The organism is Candidatus Mycobacterium wuenschmannii, from assembly GCF_030252325.1.
In the GTDB taxonomy this organism is placed as follows: domain Bacteria; phylum Actinomycetota; class Actinomycetes; order Mycobacteriales; family Mycobacteriaceae; genus Mycobacterium; species Mycobacterium wuenschmannii.
On sequence record NZ_CP126981.1, the window covers coordinates 1,059,251 to 1,077,193 of the forward strand.

20 protein-coding genes and 1 tRNA gene are annotated in these 17,943 nt (G+C 66.0%); 18 read left to right on the forward strand and 3 right to left on the reverse strand.

Going from position 1 to position 17,943, the window contains the following annotated elements:
* Positions 1-43: 43 nt before the first annotated feature.
* Positions 44-784 carry an O-methyltransferase gene (locus PT015_RS05145; RefSeq protein ID WP_285189300.1) on the reverse strand — a complete coding sequence of 247 codons (741 nt, stop codon included), beginning with the start codon at positions 782-784 and terminating at the stop codon, positions 44-46.
* 139 nt (positions 785-923) lie between these two features.
* Between PT015_RS05145 and PT015_RS05150 the strand changes: the two genes are divergently transcribed.
* The 7 genes from PT015_RS05150 to PT015_RS05180 are packed head-to-tail and all read left to right on the forward strand — an operon-like array spanning position 924 to position 7,030.
* Complete coding sequence (locus tag PT015_RS05150) at positions 924-1,799, forward strand: ParA family protein (protein ID WP_390887936.1); 876 nt, start codon at positions 924-926, stop codon at positions 1,797-1,799.
* Positions 1,796-2,605, forward strand: coding sequence for a segregation/condensation protein A (locus tag PT015_RS05155; protein WP_285189304.1), 810 nt, complete (start codon positions 1,796-1,798; stop codon positions 2,603-2,605). Before PT015_RS05150 ends, PT015_RS05155 begins: the two co-directional genes overlap by 4 nt.
* Complete coding sequence (gene scpB, locus PT015_RS05160) at positions 2,602-3,384, forward strand: SMC-Scp complex subunit ScpB (protein ID WP_285189306.1); 783 nt, start codon at positions 2,602-2,604, stop codon at positions 3,382-3,384. Before PT015_RS05155 ends, scpB begins: the two co-directional genes overlap by 4 nt.
* The gene (locus PT015_RS05165; protein WP_285189309.1) at positions 3,381-4,136 is read left to right on the forward strand and encodes a pseudouridine synthase; all 756 of its coding nucleotides are present in this window, start codon (positions 3,381-3,383) and stop codon (positions 4,134-4,136) included. Before scpB ends, PT015_RS05165 begins: the two co-directional genes overlap by 4 nt.
* Entirely contained in the window at positions 4,133-4,804 is a 672-nt protein-coding gene (gene cmk, locus PT015_RS05170) for a (d)CMP kinase (RefSeq protein WP_285189311.1), read from the forward strand. Before PT015_RS05165 ends, cmk begins: the two co-directional genes overlap by 4 nt.
* Positions 4,801-6,204: a ribosome biogenesis GTPase Der gene (gene der, locus PT015_RS05175; RefSeq protein ID WP_285189313.1), complete on the forward strand. Its 1,404-nt coding sequence runs from the start codon at positions 4,801-4,803 to the stop codon at positions 6,202-6,204. The genes cmk and der overlap by 4 nt, the downstream gene beginning before the upstream one ends.
* A gap of 43 nt (positions 6,205-6,247) precedes the next feature.
* The gene (locus PT015_RS05180; protein ID WP_285189314.1) at positions 6,248-7,030 is read left to right on the forward strand and encodes a sulfite exporter TauE/SafE family protein; all 783 of its coding nucleotides are present in this window, start codon (positions 6,248-6,250) and stop codon (positions 7,028-7,030) included.
* A gap of 4 nt (positions 7,031-7,034) precedes the next feature.
* On the opposite strand, the gene PT015_RS05185 is transcribed toward PT015_RS05180, so the two are convergent.
* Positions 7,035-7,715 carry a DUF3060 domain-containing protein gene (locus PT015_RS05185; RefSeq protein ID WP_285189316.1) on the reverse strand — a complete coding sequence of 227 codons (681 nt, stop codon included), beginning with the start codon at positions 7,713-7,715 and terminating at the stop codon, positions 7,035-7,037.
* 64 nt (positions 7,716-7,779) lie between these two features.
* On the opposite strand from PT015_RS05185, the gene PT015_RS05190 reads away from it, so the two are divergent.
* The 3 genes from PT015_RS05190 to PT015_RS05200 all read left to right on the forward strand — a co-directional run bounded on the left by PT015_RS05190 (position 7,780) and on the right by PT015_RS05200 (position 10,357).
* Complete coding sequence (locus PT015_RS05190; protein WP_285189318.1) at positions 7,780-8,796, forward strand: NADP-dependent oxidoreductase; 1,017 nt, start codon at positions 7,780-7,782, stop codon at positions 8,794-8,796.
* 157 nt (positions 8,797-8,953) lie between these two features.
* A tRNA-Pro gene (locus tag PT015_RS05195) sits at positions 8,954-9,030 on the forward strand.
* A 700-nt stretch (positions 9,031-9,730) separates the two neighbouring features.
* Positions 9,731-10,357: a TenA family protein gene (locus PT015_RS05200; RefSeq protein WP_285189320.1), complete on the forward strand. Its 627-nt coding sequence runs from the start codon at positions 9,731-9,733 to the stop codon at positions 10,355-10,357.
* A 101-nt stretch (positions 10,358-10,458) separates the two neighbouring features.
* Here the strand turns inward: PT015_RS05200 and PT015_RS05205 are convergent, their stop codons facing one another.
* Entirely contained in the window at positions 10,459-10,758 is a 300-nt protein-coding gene (locus PT015_RS05205) for a GlsB/YeaQ/YmgE family stress response membrane protein (RefSeq protein ID WP_285189321.1), read from the reverse strand.
* 104 nt (positions 10,759-10,862) lie between these two features.
* Here PT015_RS05205 and PT015_RS05210 point away from each other — a divergent pair, with 104 nt between their 5' ends.
* From PT015_RS05210 to PT015_RS05245, 8 genes are all read left to right on the forward strand, one after another.
* Positions 10,863-11,525 (forward strand): LuxR C-terminal-related transcriptional regulator, encoded by a 663-nt coding sequence (locus PT015_RS05210; RefSeq protein WP_285189322.1) that lies wholly within the window; start codon positions 10,863-10,865, stop codon positions 11,523-11,525.
* Between the two features lie 96 nt (positions 11,526-11,621).
* Positions 11,622-12,389, forward strand: a complete 768-nt coding sequence (locus tag PT015_RS05215; protein WP_285189324.1) for a GAF and ANTAR domain-containing protein — start codon at positions 11,622-11,624, stop codon at positions 12,387-12,389.
* A gap of 142 nt (positions 12,390-12,531) precedes the next feature.
* Entirely contained in the window at positions 12,532-12,762 is a 231-nt protein-coding gene (mbp1, locus tag PT015_RS05220; RefSeq protein ID WP_285189326.1) for a microaggregate-binding protein 1, read from the forward strand.
* Positions 12,763-12,852: 90 nt separating this feature from the next.
* Positions 12,853-13,239: an STAS domain-containing protein gene (locus PT015_RS05225; RefSeq protein WP_285189328.1), complete on the forward strand. Its 387-nt coding sequence runs from the start codon at positions 12,853-12,855 to the stop codon at positions 13,237-13,239.
* A gap of 468 nt (positions 13,240-13,707) precedes the next feature.
* The gene (locus PT015_RS05230) at positions 13,708-14,781 is read left to right on the forward strand and encodes an acyl-CoA dehydrogenase family protein (protein ID WP_285189329.1); all 1,074 of its coding nucleotides are present in this window, start codon (positions 13,708-13,710) and stop codon (positions 14,779-14,781) included.
* Positions 14,782-14,870: 89 nt separating this feature from the next.
* A complete protein-coding gene (locus PT015_RS05235) occupies positions 14,871-16,139 on the forward strand; it encodes an SAM-dependent methyltransferase (RefSeq protein WP_285189332.1) in 1,269 nt (422 codons plus the stop codon).
* Positions 16,136-16,849: a glycosyltransferase gene (locus PT015_RS05240; RefSeq protein WP_285189334.1), complete on the forward strand. Its 714-nt coding sequence runs from the start codon at positions 16,136-16,138 to the stop codon at positions 16,847-16,849. The genes PT015_RS05235 and PT015_RS05240 overlap by 4 nt, the downstream gene beginning before the upstream one ends.
* On the forward strand, positions 16,840-17,898 hold the full coding sequence (locus PT015_RS05245; protein WP_285189335.1) for a glycosyltransferase: 1,059 nt from the start codon (positions 16,840-16,842) through the stop codon (positions 17,896-17,898). The genes PT015_RS05240 and PT015_RS05245 overlap by 10 nt, the downstream gene beginning before the upstream one ends.
* Positions 17,899-17,943: the final 45 nt, after the last annotated feature.

The window sequence follows — 17,943 nt, forward strand, 5'->3', positions numbered from 1 at the left end:
CCAATCGCCAAAATCTCGACAACAAGTCGACGCTCGGCGACGACTAGCCGAGGTATTCCGACTCCAGCACCAGGTCCGAGACCAGGCTCTGATACTCCAGATGCGCTTTGTGCTCGGTGGTGTTCCACAGCTTGCCCTGCTGCTGACGCATGTATTCGCGGTACTTGGGCGCACCCGGGACTCGTACGTTATCGGCCACCGCGATCGACCCTCCGTGCAGCCAGCCCCGATCGAGGATGCTCTGCAGGTCGAGCAGATACGCATCCTTGTCGTGGTCGAGGAAGACGAAATCCAATGTGCCAGAATCGAAGCCGAGCGCGTCGAGCGTCCGGCCACCGTCCCCGATAGTGCCGACGACGCAGGTGATCCGGTCAGCGACGCCGGCGTGTGCCCAGATGCGGCGGGCATTCGCGGCGTTGGCTTCGGCGAGCTCGACGGAGTACACGTGCGCGCCCGGTGCCGCACGGGCAATGCGCAGCGCGCCGTAGCCGCAGTAGGTGCCCAGCTCGAGCGCGAGCTTCGGGCCGGCACGGCGAACGGCCGCGTCGAGCAGAACGCCCTTCTCGTCACCGACGTTGATCAGCATCGACTTCTCGTAGGCGAACCGGTCGATGGTCGCGATGACGTCGTCGATATCGCCGGCCCGAGCGTGATTGAGCACGTACTCGACCGCCGCGGCCTCGCGGCCGTCGCCGATCTGGCCGGTCGTGGTGATGTTGCGCGCGCTGGTCGCCAACCGCCAGAACGACCATCGCAGCAGGGGGATGCGCTGCTTCAGACTCATGATCGCCACCCTAGTCCGCAGGACGGGGCAGCCGGTGGCTGCCAAATTCGCAGGTGACGTTGTTGCGGGTCTCCCGGCGCGGGCGCTCGTAACCGTTACACTTTCGTGCCATGCCCGCAGTTGTCCGCCCGCCGCATGAATGGCGCCGCGCGTGACTGACGAGGCCGACAGCGGCACTCAAATCGGCCTGACCGGGCGTCCGCCGCGGGCGGTTCCGGAACCGAAGCCGCGCACGTCGCACGGACCGGCCAAGGTCATCGCGATGTGCAACCAGAAGGGCGGCGTCGGCAAGACCACGTCGACAATCAATCTGGGTGCCGCGCTGGCCGAGTACGGCCGCCGGGTGCTGCTCGTCGACCTCGACCCGCAGGGTGCGCTGTCCGCGGGGCTGGGCGTGCCGCACTACGAGCTGGAACACACGATTCACAACCTGTTGGTCGAGCCGCGGGTGTCGCTGGACCACGTCCTGATGCACACTCGGGTCAAGAACCTGGATCTGGTGCCCAGCAACATCGACCTGTCCGCTGCGGAGATCCAACTCGTCAACGAGGTCGGTCGCGAGCAGACGCTGTCACGTGCGCTGCATCCGGTGCTGGACCGCTACGACTACGTCTTGATCGACTGCCAGCCCTCACTGGGCCTGCTCACGGTCAACGGCCTGGCCTGTTCCGACGGCGTCGTCATCCCGACCGAGTGTGAGTTCTTCTCGCTGCGTGGCCTGGCCCTGCTGACCGACACCGTCGAGAAGGTCCGCGACCGGCTGAACCCGAAACTAGACATCAGCGGCATCCTGATCACCCGCTACGACCCGCGGACCGTCAACTCCCGCGAGGTGATGTCCCGCGTCGTCGAGCGATTCGGCGATCTGGTGTTCGACACGGTCATCACCCGCACTGTCCGATTCCCGGAGACCAGCGTCGCCGGCGAACCGATCACCTCCTGGGCACCGAGATCCGGCGGCGCGGCCGCCTACCGCTCGTTGGCCCGCGAAGTGATCGACCGGTTCGGCGCGTGACCGACGGAACGACCTGCGAGGCACCCACCCAGAACGGCTTCCAGGTCAGGCTGACCAATTTCGAGGGACCGTTCGACCTTCTGCTGCAGCTGATCTTCGCGCACCGCCTCGACGTCACCGAGGTCGCGCTGCATCAGGTCACCGACGACTTCATCGCCTACACCAAGGCCATCGGCGCCGACCTCGAACTCGAGGAGACCACCGCCTTCCTGGTGGTCGCCGCGACGCTGCTCGATCTCAAAGCCGCTCGGTTGCTGCCGTCTGGTCAGGTGACCGACGAGGAGGATCTCGCGCTGCTGGAGGTTCGCGACCTGCTGTTCGCCCGCCTCCTGCAATACCGGGCGTTCAAGCACGTCGCAATGATGTTCGGCGAGCTCGAGGCCGCCGCGCTGCGCAGCTACCCCCGCGCGGTCGCGTTGGAGGACCAGTTCGCCGACCTGCTGCCCGAAGTCATGCTCGGGGTGGACGCCCAGACCTTCGCCGATATCGCCGCGACCGCGTTCACTCCGCGGCCGGTGCCGACGGTGGGCACCGAGCACTTACACCAGGTGTACGTGTCCGTCCCCGAGCAGGCCAAGCGACTGCTGTGGTTTCTGGAGCAGCGCGGAATCGGACAGTGGGCGTCGTTCTCTGATCTCGTCGCCGAGTGCGAACCGATCGAGATCGTCGGTCGCTTCCTGGCGCTGCTCGAGCTGTATCGCTCCCGGGCGGTAGCATTCGACCAGTCAGAACCGCTTGGTGTGCTCCAGGTTTCGTGGACCGGAGAACAACCGACCAACGCAGAATTCCGGGACGAATACCAATGACCGCCAACGACGATGCCGAGCGCAGCGACGCGGAGGAGTCGGGCACCGATCAGCCCATCGACGCTGACCTGGGTAACGACGAGCCCGACCCAGACCTCGAAACGTCCGAGACGAACCTGGGCATCGACGTCGCTACCGCCCCAGAACTCGAAGACGGCGAGCTTGGCGCGGTGCTGGAGGCGCTGCTGCTGGTGGTCGACACCCCGGTGACCGTCGAGGCGTTGGCGGCGGCCACCGAGCAGCCCGCCTACCGCGTCGCCGCCAAGCTTCGGCTGATGGCTGACGACCTGACCGAACAGGACAGCGGCATAGACCTTCGCGAGGCCGGCGGGGGATGGCGGCTCTACACTCGGGCACGCTTCGCGCCCTACGTGGAACGACTCCTACTGGACGGGTCGCGCTCGAAACTCACCAGGGCCGCCCTGGAAACCCTGGCGGTGGTGGCCTACCGGCAGCCGGTGACGCGTGCGCGGGTGAGCGCGGTCCGCGGCGTCAACGTCGACGCCGTGATGCGAACGCTGCTGGCCCGCGGTCTGATCACGGAGGCCGGCGCCGACACCGACACCGGCGCATCGACCTTCGCCACGACGGAGTTGTTCCTCGAACGCCTCGGACTGTCGTCGCTGACCGACCTTCCCGACATCGCTCCGCTGCTTCCCGACGTCGACATGATCGACGATCTCAGCGAAACCCTGGACGATGAGCCACGTTTCGCAAAGCTTGGCGGCGGCCCGGTCTCCGACGACCAGCCGCTGTCGTTCGACGTGGACAACGAATGATCGCCGGTGCCGGCGAATCCGACGGGATTCGCCTTCAAAAAGTGCTGTCTCAGGCCGGGATTGCGTCACGCCGGGTAGCCGAGCGGATGATCATCGACGGCCGCGTCGAGGTCGACGGGCAGGTGATCACCGAACTGGGCACCCGGGTCGACCCGGACGCGTCGGAGATTCGGGTCGACGGCGCCCGGGTGATCTTGGACGACTCGATGGTCTACCTGGCACTGAACAAGCCGCAGGGCATGCACTCGACCATGTCCGACGACCGCGGTCGTCCCTGCATCGGCGACCTGGTCGAGCACCGAGTTCGCGGCAACAAGAAGCTCTTTCACGTCGGCCGGCTCGACGCCGACACCGAGGGGCTGATCCTGCTGACCAACGACGGCGAACTCGCGCACCGGCTGATGCACCCGTCGTACGAGATCCCCAAGACTTATGTGGCCACCGTGAACGGGACGGTGCCGCGCGGCCTGGGTAAGAAGCTGCGGGATGGAATCGAGCTGGAGGACGGCCCCATAGCCGTCGACGATTTCGCGGTGGTCGACGCAGTTCCCGGTAAGACGTTGATTCGGGTCACGCTGCACGAAGGGCGCAAGCGCATCGTGCGCCGCATGCTGAAGGCCGTGGGCTTTCCGGTGCAGGCGTTGGTGCGCACCGACATCGGAGCGGTGACACTCGGCGATCAGCGTCCGGGCAGCATCCGGGCGTTGCGCCGCAATGAGATCGGTGAGCTCTACAAAGCGGTCGGGCTGTGAGCGCCGTTGTCGCCGTCGACGGCCCGGCCGGAACCGGAAAGTCGTCGGTGTCAAGGGGATTGGCGCGGACCCTGCACGCTCGCTACCTCGACACCGGTGCCATGTACCGCATCGCCACCTTGGCGGTGCTGCGGGCCGGAGTCGACCCCGCCGACCATGAAGCCGTGCAGGCCGTGGCCGCGAGCGCGAACATGTCCGTCGGCCACGACCCGGACGAGGACCGCAGTTACCTTGACGGCGAAGATGTTTCATCGGAGATTCGCGGCGACGCGGTAACCGGAGCGGTGTCAGCCGTCTCATCGGTTCCCGCCGTGCGCGCCCGACTGGTCGATCTGCAGCGCCGACTCGCGGGCGGGAACGGCGGCGTCGTCGTCGAAGGACGCGACATCGGCACCGTCGTCCTGCCGGACGCCGACCTCAAGATCTTCCTGACCGCCTCGGCCGAGACCCGGGCGCGACGCCGTAACGATCAGAACGTCGCGGCCGGCCTGCCCGACGACTACGACGGTGTGCTCGCCGACGTCCGGCGCCGAGACCACCTGGATTCGACGCGCCTGGTGTCGCCGCTGCGGGCCGCCGACGATGCGGTGGTCGTCGACACCAGCGAGATGACCGAGTCCGAGGTTGTCGACCACCTCGTGCACCTGGTCGAGGAGATCAGCCGATGAGCGAAGACGGCACCTGGGTCGACGAAAGCGACTGGGAATCAACCGAATTCGTCGAGCCAACCGACGAGGTGGCCGGCGGACCGTCGCCGGTGGTGGCGATCGTGGGGCGACCGAACGTCGGCAAGTCGACGCTCGTCAACCGGATCCTGGGCCGACGAGAAGCGGTGGTACAGGACATTCCGGGCGTGACCCGCGACCGCGTCTCCTACTACGCGCTGTGGATCGGTCGCCGGTTCGTGGTGCAGGACACCGGCGGGTGGGAGCCCGACGCGAAGGGTCTGCAACAGTTGGTGGCCGAACAGGCCGCCGTGGCCATGCGCACCGCCGACGCCATCATCCTGGTGGTGGACGCGGTCGTCGGCGCGACGGCCGGCGACGAGGCGGCCGCCCGCATCCTGCGCCGCTCCGGCAAGCCGGTCTTCCTGGCCGCCAACAAGGTCGACAGCGACAAGGGCGAATCTGACGCGGCGGCGCTGTGGTCGCTGGGAATCGGTGAGCCGCATGCGATCAGCGCGATGCACGGTCGTGGCGTCGGCGATCTGCTCGACGCCGTGGTCGAATCCTTGCCCGCCGTCGCGGAACTCGGCTCCAGCCAGGGCGGTCCACGCCGGGTGGCGTTGGTCGGCAAGCCCAACGTCGGCAAGAGTTCGCTGCTGAACCGCCTCGCGGGTGATGAGCGGTCGGTCGTGCACGATGTCGCCGGCACCACCGTCGACCCGGTGGACTCGCTGATCGAATTGGACGGCAAGATCTGGCGATTCGTCGATACAGCCGGCCTGCGGCGCAAGGTCGGACAAGCCAGCGGCCACGAGTTCTACGCATCCGTGCGCACCCACGGCGCGATCGACGCGGCCGAGGTGGTGATCGTGCTGATCGACGGGTCGATGCCGCTGACCGAACAGGACCTGCGGGTGCTGTCGATGGTCGTCGAGGCCGGCCGCGCATTGGTCCTGGCCTTCAACAAGTGGGATCTCGTCGACGAGGACCGGCGCTACCTGCTGGACAAGGAGATCGACCGCGAATTGGTCCAGATTCGTTGGGCGCAGCGGGTGAACATTTCCGCGAAGACGGGACGCGCGGTGCAGAAGCTGGTGCCCGCGCTGGAAAGCGCACTGGCGTCATGGGATACCCGGATCGGCACCGGCCGACTGAACACCTGGGTCAAGGAAATCGTCGCCGCAACGCCGCCGCCGGTGCGCGGCGGTAAGCAGCCTCGCATCCTCTTCGCCACCCAGGCGACCACCCGACCGCCGACCTTCGTGTTGTTCACCAGTGGCTTCCTGGAGGCGGGGTATCGCCGGTTCCTGGAGCGGCGCCTACGCGAAACATTCGGGTTCGAGGGTAGCCCGGTCCGCATCAACGTGCGGGTGCGCGAAAAACGGAAACCCAAGTCGCGCTGAGTGTGACGTAGTCGTCGAAACCGGCCCGGTTACAGTCGGTTCGGTGCCGTTGACTCACGCAATTCTCATCACCCTCGCCGGCTTGGCCGCCGGTGCGATCAACGCCGTCGTCGGATCCGGCACCCTCATCACCTTCCCGACTCTGGTCGCGATGGGCTACCCGCCGGTGACGTCGACCATGTCGAACGCCGTGGGCCTGGTCGCCGGCAGCGCATCCGGGACCTGGGGCTACCGCCGCGAATTGCGCGGCCAGTGGAATCGGCTCCGCTGGCAGATCCCAGCGTCGATCCTGGGTGCAATCTTCGGGGCGTGGCTGCTGCTGCACTTGCCCGAGAAGGTCTTCGCGCGAGTGGTGCCGGTGCTGCTGATCGCCGCACTGGCATTGGTGGCGGTGGGCCCTCGGATTCAGAACTGGGCGCGGCGGCGGTCCGAGAACGCCGGACGGGACGCCGACCATGTTTCACCCCGCCGGATGTTCGCCTTGGTCGCAAGCACTTTCGCGATCGGCGTCTACGGCGGGTACTTCACAGCGGCGCAGGGGATCATGCTGATCGCCGCAATGAGTGCGCTGCTCCCCGAATCGGTGCAACGGACCAACGCCGCCAAGAACCTGCTCGCCCTGCTGGTCAATATCGTTGCGGCGCTGGCCTATACATTGGTGGCCTTCGACCGGGTCAGTTGGCCCGCAGCGGGGCTCATTGCGGCCGGCTCGCTGATCGGCGGGTGGCTGGGCGCGCATTATGGTCGTCGGTTGTCGCCGAACGCGTTGCGCGCCACGATCGTCGTGGTGGGCCTGATCGGTCTGTACCGGCTGCTGGCACCCTGAGGCCTCACCCCTGCTGAACGACGTTGTCGATGCCGGACTTCCCGATCTTCGGCGACCCGCCGTGGTAGGTGACCTGGTTCCCGGAGCCCGAGGCTTCGATCGCGTCGGCGGTGTCGATACTGATCTGATTCTGAATTCCGGAGACGATCAATCGCGCGCAGTGGCCGGTGATGGTGACGTTGTTGGTGATTCCGCTGACGCTGATCGATCCTCCGCTGCAGGCGATGGTCCGGGCTTCGCTGATGCCGGACACGGTGATGTTCTCACCGGCCGGAGCCTTCGTCACCGACGTGGCGGGTGCGGTCGGCAGGGCCGCGGACGCGGTGGTGCGCGGCACTCGCACGGACGTACTCGGGCCGGGCGTCGAGAAACTCGGTATAGACGGAAAGGTGCTGCGAGACACGTGATGCGCACTGAAGAGGAAGATCGCGATCGGTAGACACATCACGCCAATCACGAACAGCGCAAGCAGAATCCAGCGCGTCCGACCCCCTCGCCGGGGCCCGGTCGACGGGTACTGGATGGTGGCGTCGTAGGGCAACGCCGGTGGCGGCAATGGCGGGCCGGACGGCGGCGCCCACTTGCTGGGGGGCTGATAGGCGGCAGCCTCGGAAGCGCGGGCCGCGTCCGTCAGCGGCTGCTCCAGCTCCCGGATCCGGGCCTCCGGATCATCCTCGGATTTCATTCACCGATGCTCGCATACCGGGAACACGGCTAAAAGGTCATTCGCATTCGGTAATTTCTGCAGCGTGCCCGACTTAGCCAACCGCCAGATCCTGCTGCGCCGCCGTCCGAGCGGGCTGGTCCAGCCGGGGGATACCGAGCTCGTGACCACGCCTGCGCCCGAGCCCGTGGAGGGCGAGGCACTCGTCCGCACCACGTACGTCGGCCTCGACGCCGCAGTGCGCACCTGGCTCAACGACCAACAGGGCTACCTTCCGCCGGTACAGCTGGGCGAGGTCATCCGAGCGGCCGGGATCGGCGAGGTTGTGTCGTCCCGGTGTGACGCCTACCAGGTGGGCGATGTGATCACCACACTCACCGGCTTTCAGGAGTACGTCATCATCCGCGACGACGTATTCAGCACGCCGATTCCCGGTGAAAGCGACCAGCTGGCGATCATGTCGGTCTACGGCCCGACCGGTGCGACGGCTTACATCGGGATGACCGACGTCGGTAAGCCGCAGCCCGGCGACACCGTGGTGGTGTCGGCGGCCGCGGGTGCGACGGGGTCGATCGCCGGCCAGATCGCGAAGATCGCCGGCGCGCGGGTGGTGGGCATTGCGGGCGGCCCCGAGAAGTGCCGGGCGGTGGTCGACGACTTCGGGTTCGACGCCTGCATCGACTACAAGAACGACGACCTGCCCGCGGCATTGAAGCAACATTGCCCCGAACGGGTGAACGTCTACTTCGACAACGTCGGCGGGCCGATACTCGATGCCGTGCTCGGCCGGCTCGCAATGAACGCCCGAGTTGTGCTGTGCGGCATCATTTCCAGCTACCTCAGCGGCGATCACCCCGGCCCGGTCAACTACGTGAACCTGCTGTCAAAGACCGCAACCATGCAGGGATTCAACGCGCTTGACCAGTGGGGTCGTTTCGACGAAGCATCGGCCGCGCTGCGCCAGTGGGGGCACGAGGGCCGAATCAATGCCCGCCAGACCATCTTTGACGGCATCGAGTCGTGCGTCGACGCGCTCAACGGGCTGTTCACCGGAGCCAACATCGGCAAGATGCTGGTCAAGTTGAGCGAGCCGACAATTTAGCTCCGCTCCCGGATGCGGGCGCAGGGCGACGCGGCACCGAAGCGCGAGATCGCGGAAGGTCAGCCGCGCGATCGTGCGGCGTCGTGTTCGGGTTGGGGTACGTCTCGCAGTCTGCTGTAGGCTTTCCCCCTGCTGCCGGTGGTACAACTGGCGGCGGCGGGCTGTGGCGCAGTTTGGTAGCGCACTTGACTGGGGGTCAAGTGGTCGCAGGTTCAAATCCTGTCAGCCCGACCAAGTTCAGAGGCGGTTTCCGACCTGCGTGAGCCGGCTTTTTCCTAGCCTGCTCGTGTCGAAGAAACTCAACCCGAATCAGGCCGCCTAGGAATCGCTCTCGCCGACGCCGCAACGTCCTCGCAGCCACCGAAGGCGCGCCGGGGAGATCGGTCAACCGCGGGACATCACCGTCGTTGACGCGGGCGGCAATCTTGTGTCTCACGTGCGGATGGACGGGCGCCTGACTGGGCAGCGTGTACATCAGCATCAATAAGGCATGGACGGCGCGGTCGTTCGATTTCGCGACCAAAGACCTTGCGGCCGACAGCCAGTCCCGCGTGCCCGTTGTTCGGCATTCACGTCAGCCACGGCGGTCGGGTGATGATCTTCGGGGCGGAAATCCCCTGCGCGGCAACGGCATAATCGTTTGAAGGCGTCAGAGTCAGCGGGGGAGACGCCGACCAAGATCGGGATCGGTATCACTTCACTTTTCCCGGGGGATCGTTGCGCGCAACGATCCCGACGAGGCGCCGTGGATGCCGAAGCCGCGTTCACAGCCTACGAATTGACGATTCTGTAGAACCCCGAACTCTCCATCGCATGGGCAGCGGACCGGGTGGGTTGCTTCGAGCGCGACGTTCAACGACTGCGTCGCATCGGATGACACAAGTCAGAGCACGACTGCTGGGTCGGTCAGCGGCAACGGCCTAGCCTGGAGCGAGTGGACTCCTTCGCCGATACGCTGTGGCGCCGAAACCAGGACACGGCGGAAGCTGCACTACATCACCCGTTTCTTCGAGGCATCGCGTCAGGAAAATTGCCCCGCGCAGCGTTCGCGCACTACGTCGGCCAAGACGCTGCATTTCTCGACGCTTACTGCCGCGCGTACGCGCTCGGATCAGCCAAGAGCCCGGACCGCGAGGGGGTCATGGTGTTCAAGACTCTGTTGGACGCCGCAGTCGAGGAGCTTGCCCTGCATCGCGGGTACGCCGACCGCTGGGGCGTCGACCTCGACCCTCCGATAGGCGCTGCAACTGCGGCGTACACGGACTTCATTTTGGCGGTTGCCGCGCTCGAGCCGGTCGGTCATATCGCGGCGGCGATGGCTCCGTGCCTGCGCCTCTACAGCTATCTGGGTCAGCAGCTGAATCCGCACACGCAACCTGGCAACCCATTTCGCGAGTGGGTGACGACCTACTCCGACCCCGAGTTCGAGAAGCTTGCTGAACGTCTCGAGGGCCTGGTCGACCGTTACGGCGGCGACTCAAAGCGCATGACGTTCCTCTACGGCCGAGGTATGGAACTCGAGATGCAATTTTTCAGCAGTTGCGCGCAAGGCGTGTCGTGAGCTTCTGACGACCACGCCGACAAGGGAATACGGCGATATCGGTGTTGGGCGGCCGTCGCCGCTATCGGTGCTGACGACGGCGGCGACGGCCAGTCAATGTTCTAGACGCGCCGCACTACACGAACCAACGACAGCAGGATCACGGCGCCGAAGACCGCGGTGAAGAGGGTGAACCACCATCCCCCGCTGGCGGTGTCGACGACGAAGCTGAGCAGGAATCCGCCGAGCAGCGCGCCCACCACACCGACAACGATGTCGAGTAGGAGACCTTCTCGGGTTTTCATGATCAGCGACGCGATCCATCCCGCAACTGCTCCGATAACGATGTAGCCGATCCAGCCGACACTGGTCACGGTGGTGGACCGGGCCAGCAGTTCGGCAGCTGCCAAATTCGTACTCATGATGTCTTCCTCTCCTCAGGGCGCCGAGTCAGCTCGACACATGCGTCCAGACAACCCTCCCTAGGGGGGTCCCGGTACACCCCTACGGGGGGTAAGTTCGCCTTGTGCCGTCGGACCGTCCCATCACCATTGCGCTGGTCGACGACTACGACATAGTGGTCAAGGGCGTGGCCAATATGTTCGACAACTACCGCGACCGCGTGGTGATCGCCGAACTCGATGCGACGACCGGGGTCAAGGACCCCGTCGACATCGCGCTTTACGACTCTTTCGCCCAACCTGAATCTGACGATCGCGAGATCACCACGCTGATCAACAACCCTCGCGCCCATCGAGTCGTGGTGTACACGTGGAACTTTCATCCCGACCTGATCGCCAGCGCACGCCAGCACGGCGCGCACGGCTACCTGTCGAAGACGTTGCCGGCGCGAGAACTGGTCGCTGCCCTTGAGGCCGTTCACGCCGGCGAACTGGTCATCAGCGAGCCTGGGCCGCGAGCACGCAGCGCCCCGAATCTGGATTGGCCGGGCCGCACGGAGGGGTTGAGCGATCGTGAATCCGAGGTGTTGGCTTTGATCACCCAGGGTAAGAGCAACGCCGACGTCGCTCGGCTGACGTATCTGAGTCCCAATACGGTCAAGTCCTACATCCGCAGTATCTATCGCAAGATCAACGTGGGCAGCCGCACCCAGGCGGTGCTGTGGGGAGTTCGGCACGGTTTTACCCCCGACCACCATCGCATCGACCATTGGAAGGGCGGGCCGTGACGACATCTAGCCCGTTGGCCCACTCGTTTGGTGGCTAAGGGATCGGGTACGCACTGATCCCGCCGCTGGCAGCGAGCAACCTGCAACAATCGCGTCATGTCTGGTGCCGCTACTGACTCCATACCCACCCGTGACGGCCGCGAGGGCGATTTGGCGTCGGGACTCGATGGTCTGGACATTCTGGATGACACCGCGTTTGACGCACTGACCGTTCTGAGCCGGGCGCTGCACCTGCGCGAGGCGGACCTGGAGGACACGCTGCGCGCCGTGTTGGAGTCGGCTACCACGGTGATGCCCGCCGCCGGGCATGCCGGACTTAACCTGTACGTCAAGGGGCGTTTCACTCCGCAGGCCACGGTCGGTTCGGCGCCGCCCGCGCTCGACGACCTTCAGAAGCGCACCGGCGAGGGCCCGTGCATCGAATCCTCCCGTAGCCAGGTCACCGTCAATATTGATGACCTGCAGGCAGATTCGCGCTGGCCGGCGTTCTCGGCCGCGGCGATCTCTCAGGGTGTGCACTCCATGTTGTGCCTGCCGCTGTGGGTGACCGACGAGATGCTGGGCTCGCTGAGCCTGTACGGGACCGCGCCGCGCGCCTTTCGTGACTCGGATCGCCGGCTGGCCGAGCTGTATGCCACCCACGCGGCGCTGGCGCTGTCCGCCGCGCAACGAACCGACCAGCTGCGACGGGCGATGGCCAGTCGCGACGTGATTGGGCAGGCGAAGGGCATCTTGATGGAGCGTCACCGCGTCACAGCCGACCAAGCCTTCCTGCTGCTCAAGACGCAGTCGCAGCGAGTCAATCGCAAATTGGTCGAGGTCGCCGAGACGGTGGCCGCGACCGGGGTGCTGCCTGACGCCTGAGACGGCGGCGTCGAAATCGACGTCAAAGACCAGCGCATCCGCATTCCCGGGCCGTGCCCGTGAGCCACGCCTCGTTTTCAAACGGTGTCAGCCGGGTAAATGTCGGTGCTTCTCTTCAGCACACGAGGTGAAAGGACCGAACATGGGTGACAGTGGACCCGAGGAAGCCGTCAAGGGCATCGTCGAGGACGTCAAAGGTAAGGCCAAAGAGGTCGCGGGAATCGTGACCGACAACGCGGACCTGCGCGAAGAGGGTCGCGCGCAGCAGGACAAGGCCGAAGCCGCGCGTGACGTCGCCAAGAAAGAGGCTGAGGCCGATGCCGCCCGCGCCGCCGAGAAGGCTGCGGAAGCCCGCCAAAAGGCCGCTGAGTAGGGACAATCCGAGCGGCCGCGCCGACAACGGTGTCGCGTGGCCGCTCGGCTATCTCCGCACACGGTCACACGATTATCTGGGAGGGCCGCTGTGCCGATAAATACGCTGGACTCGTCCAGCCGCTTTGCCGTACTGCGCCGGCACGAGAACGACGTCCTCATCGTCTCGGTCCGCGGCGGCCTCGATGAGGTCACCGCGCCGTCGCTGGCCACCCAACTCGACGAGTCGATGATCCACCAGCCCCGGGTGTTGATCGTCGACCTGACCGCGGTGCACTTCATGTCCACCTCGGGCATCAGCCTGCTTGTCGAAATGCAGCGTCTGACGCGGTCGACCTCGGCGACGCTGCGGGTAGTCGCAGATGGCCCGGCCACCAGCCGACCGATGCATTTGTTGGGCGTCGAGCGATTGATCGAGCTGTATCCCAGTATGCGAGAGGCCATCTGCGGACACCGCGACGGCGAGGCCCGCCTCTGACACTCGTTGCGTTATCGAAGCCGCGCCTCGGGCGGCTCACAACGCGAGTACCGCCGGCACGCCCGCGACTACAGACTTGCGGGATCTGAAGCCGTTGAGCACACAGCGGCGGCCGAATGTGGCATTGCAGAACACCCGCGGGCACCGTCCTCTGCCAGCTGGTTAGCGGCCCATTCTGTCGGCAATCGCCGCCCAATCCGCCCTCACGCTTAGACCCCACCCGGATCGGGTAACTACCCATTGTCGTAGAGCGACACGCCAGAACCGCGGTTGACCCTGCGACAGTCCCGGAGTTGACGTGCGGATGACCGCGCGTGTGCGCTGCACACCGCGACCGGTTGCTTGTCGGCAGCAATACCGTTGTCGCAACGAAGTTTTGGCGTCGAATCACGCGACCGCGCATGGTCGCCCACGGCGCAGACCGCGTACCGGCGTCGACCCCTCTCGTGACGGGAGGACGCATCCCCGATGATCGACATCTCGCCCAGTGGCCACACGGCGATCTCAGATACCCATGGTCGTCCGCACGTCGACGAAGAGCTCGCAGAGTGGTTGCGGCGGAACACATTACAGCACGGCGTCGTCTCGCTGACATCGACGCTATCAGCAGCAACCGCGCTGTCGGAGCGGAATATTCGTCCCGGAGGTGGACGGACCTACGCCTACCTGTCGGCGCTGGTGACGGCGGGTTTCGTCGACGCCACCGTCGCGCGTGTCATCGAACCGCACCTCGATGCGCACGCCATCCTGCATCAGGCGGGCCTTTCCGCGCTGATCCCCAGAATCGATGCCGACGAAGCTGCGACCTGGGGAGTGTTCGCCGCGAACGCGGCTGGACATCACCTCGAGGCGCACCGCGACGACCTCGGGTGGACGCTCAGCGGCACCAAACCCTGGTGCTCACTGGCACAGTCGCTATCCCACGCCGTCATCACCGCAGACCTACCCGGCGGAGGCTCCGGCGCGTTCGCCGTCCGACTGGACCGGGAAAGCGTCACGCCGCTTCCGGCTCGGTGGGTTTCGCGTGGGCTGTCCGAGGTGGTCAGCACCGGCATCCGGATTGACGGGCTGCCTGCGATTCAGGTCGGTGACGCCGGGTGGTACCTCACCCGCCCCGGCTTCAGCTGGGGCGCCATCGGGGTCGCCGCGGTGTGGTTCGGCATCGCGCTGGGTCTCTACGACCACATGTGTCAACAGGTTGACCGGCGCCCGCCTGATCAACTCGCGCTGGCAGACATGGGAACCGTCGACTACGACCTCTTTGCGGCGCAGCTCAGCCTGCACCACGCAGCGGACGAGATCGATGCCGGCCGAGCGGTCGGCGATAAGGGCGACATCCTCGCTCTTCGGGTGCGCGCCGTCGTCGCGCGGATGGTGCACAACGTCCTTACCGTCGTCGGTGCGGCGCTCGGACCTGGGCCGCTGACCCAGGATGAGGAGTACGCCCGGCGTACGGCCGATCTCACCGTGTACGTCCGGCAACATCACGGCGAGCGTGACTTGGTACGCCTGGCCGAGCTACTGCGGAGCACACCGTGCTGACCGGCGTTGACAGAACGTTCTCGCATCGAGACCCTGGCACCGCGGAATCCACCTGGCTACTCGATGCGCGGTGGGATCGTGTTGCGCGCTTGGCAATTGACGACATGCTGCGCGAGTCTGCGCGGGTGGTGCTGATCGCGCCGCATCCCGACGATGAAAGCCTGGCGCTGGGCGCCACCCTGTCCGATCTAGCAGTGCGCGGCGTGCCGATCACGGTCGTGTTCGCGACCCACGGCGGCAGTCACCCCCAATCCTTGGTGCGCCGAGCGGAAGCCGTGCGCGCGATCACGACGCTCTCGCCCCGCGTCGACACGGTGTGGTGGGATCTGCCGGACGGCGCCCTTGCCGACCACGAGTCCGCCATCACCGACCGGATCGCCGAATTGATCGATGCGCGAACTCTGCTGCTCGCGCCCGTCGAGTGCGACGGCCACGGCGATCATGAAGCTGTCGCACGCGCGGCGTACGCCGCGGCGCGGCGACGCAACGCGGTGCTGCTGTGTTACGCCGTGTGGCTGTGGCACTGGGCGCATCCCGACCACATCGACTGGGCGCGTGTGCTTGTCACCGCACCGTCGCTGCGCGGCCTGCGCGACAAGCGCGCCGCCGTCGATTGCTACTCCAGCCAATTGCGCTCCGCAGACGGCTTTCCGATTGTCGGAGCGAGCAGCATCGCCCGGGCTCGGCGACTCTTCGAAGCGGTGCTGTTGCCGCACGATGCGGACCTGGCAGCCCGCGTGCAGGAGGCCGCGCCTCCCGGTGACCGCTCCGGCACGGCGGAGCAGTTCGACGCCATGATGGCCGACGGCGATACTGATCCGTGGAAACTGGATAGCTCCTTGTATGAGCGCCGACGACTCGACATCGTACTCGCTTGCCTGGGCCGTCGTCGCTACCGTGCGGCCCTCGAAATTGGTTGTGCCACAGGCCAACTGAGTGATCGACTGCACACAGTGTGCGACGAGGTGGTCGGTCTCGACGTGAGCGAACGTGCTCTCGACATCGCGCGAACCCGAAACGAACAAGTGCGGTGGGTCCTCGGCGCCGCACCGTGGGACATCCCCGACGAACGCTTCGACCTCATCGTGCTGTCGGAAGTGGGCTACTTCCTCGACGGTCCCGATCTGCTTGCCGCACTCAGGGCGGTGCGGCGCTCGCTGCGACGCGGCGGCGAGATCGTCATCGCCAACTGGCGTCGGTCAACGTCCGGTATTCCGCTCGACGGTCCACTGGTGAACGAGCAGGCGGCGGCCGTGCTGGATCTGCCTCGGCGAGCGCAGTACCTGGACGCCGACCTGGCAGTGGACATCTGGGGCAGCCCGGTCTCCGTTTTCGACGAAGGTGGAAGTGATCAATGAACGAGATCCGTCATCTAGGCGTGGTAGTTCCCGCCCGCAACGAAGAGCAGACCATCTCGGCGTGCCTGAGCAGTGTCCAGGAGGCCATCAGCCTTGTGCGCCAAGTAAATCCGGGTATTTCCTGCCAGATCGTGGTCGTCCTCGATTGCTGCACCGACGACACCGCCGCTCGGGCGACAGGGCACGGGGCCGAGGTGATCGTCAGCAGCGCGGGGCGGGTGGGGTGCGCCCGCCACGCAGGCGCATTAGCGGTGTTGCAGCGCGGCCGCAGAGCTGGTGTTCCCGCTGATGCGGTGTGGCTCGCCAATACCGACGCCGACAGCGTGGTACCGGACTGCTGGCTGGCCACCCAGCTGCAGATCGCGGCGACCGGCGCCGAACTGGTAATCGGCACGGTCACCCCGGCCGCGTTGACTCCCGCTTTAGATCGCCTGTGGCGCAACGCCCATGAGCTCATCGAAGGGCACCCGCATATTCACGGCGCCAACCTGGGCATCCGCGGCAGCACCTACCTGGCGGCGGGCGGGTTCGCGCCGCTGTCCGTCGACGAAGATCACGACATCGTCGACAAGGTGCAGCGCAAGACCGATCGGTGGGTCGCCACGCACCGCGCGAGTGTGACCACGTCAGGGCGTACGCAGTCCCGCGTCGACGGCGGTTTCGCGACGTTCATCAGGTGCCTCGATGCCGAAGACTCCTCGTGCGCCTAGCCGTTCTGGGCCCGTCGCATCATCCGGTCGGCGAGCCGTTCGCCGGCGGGCAGGAGCGCTTCACCGCGGACCTGGTACGCGGACTACGACGGCGGGGCCATCATCTCGAGCTGTTCGCGCTGCCGGGAACTGACCCTGAGCTCGCCGACCGGCTGCATCTGATGCCCGCATTACCTGATCTCTCGGAGGTCGCCTCCGCGGATCCCAATATGCCCGAACCCTTGTTTCTGCACGACCAGTTCGTCTACTTGGCGGCAATGCGTGATCTGCTGCAGCGCAACGATATTGACGCCGTGCTTAACGAGAGTCTGCACCAGCTACCGCTGGCGCTGGCCTCAGCGCTGCGCATGCCCACGGTGACGACTCTGCACACCCCGCCGTTTCCCTGGATGGAAATCGGGGCGTGGCTTGCCGGGCCGAGTGCGTGCTTTGTCGCGGTCAGCCAAGCGTTACAGGCGCAGTGGTCCACCCTCACCGACAGCCACGTGATCTACAACGGTGTGGACCCCGACCGGTTTCCGATCGGGCCGGGAGGCAGAGAGCTGCTGTGGGTTGGACGGCTCACCCCCGACAAGGGCGCCGACATTGCGATCAGCGTCGCCCAGCACGCGGACCGAGAGTTGCGGTTGGCCGGACCCATCAGCGATCCCGATTGGTTCGGTAGCGTCATCCGACCGATGCTCGGGCCTTCGGTGTCGTATGTGGGTCCGGTCAGCGGGCGCGAACTCGCCGACCTGTACGGCAGCAGCGCCGCGACCTTGGTCACACCGCGGTGGGAGGAGCCGTTCTGTCTGGTCGCCGTCGAAACGCAGATGTGCGGAACACCTGTGGTCGGCATCCGTCGCGGCGGCCTGCCGGAAGTGGTGACCGGTCCCGGCGGTGTCCTGGTCGAGCCGGGTCAGCGGTTGATCTCGCGTCTGGCCGAGGCGCTGCCGGGGGTCAGCCAGATATCGCGCGCGGAGGTCGCTGACCACGCGCGTTCGAGGTGGGATGTGAGCGCGATGATCGATCAATATGAGCGGCTCTGCGATCTGTTGCGGCGGCAGTGACGGCAGCAGACTTTGCGACCGCGAGCTGCGGTGTGCGAAGACTGA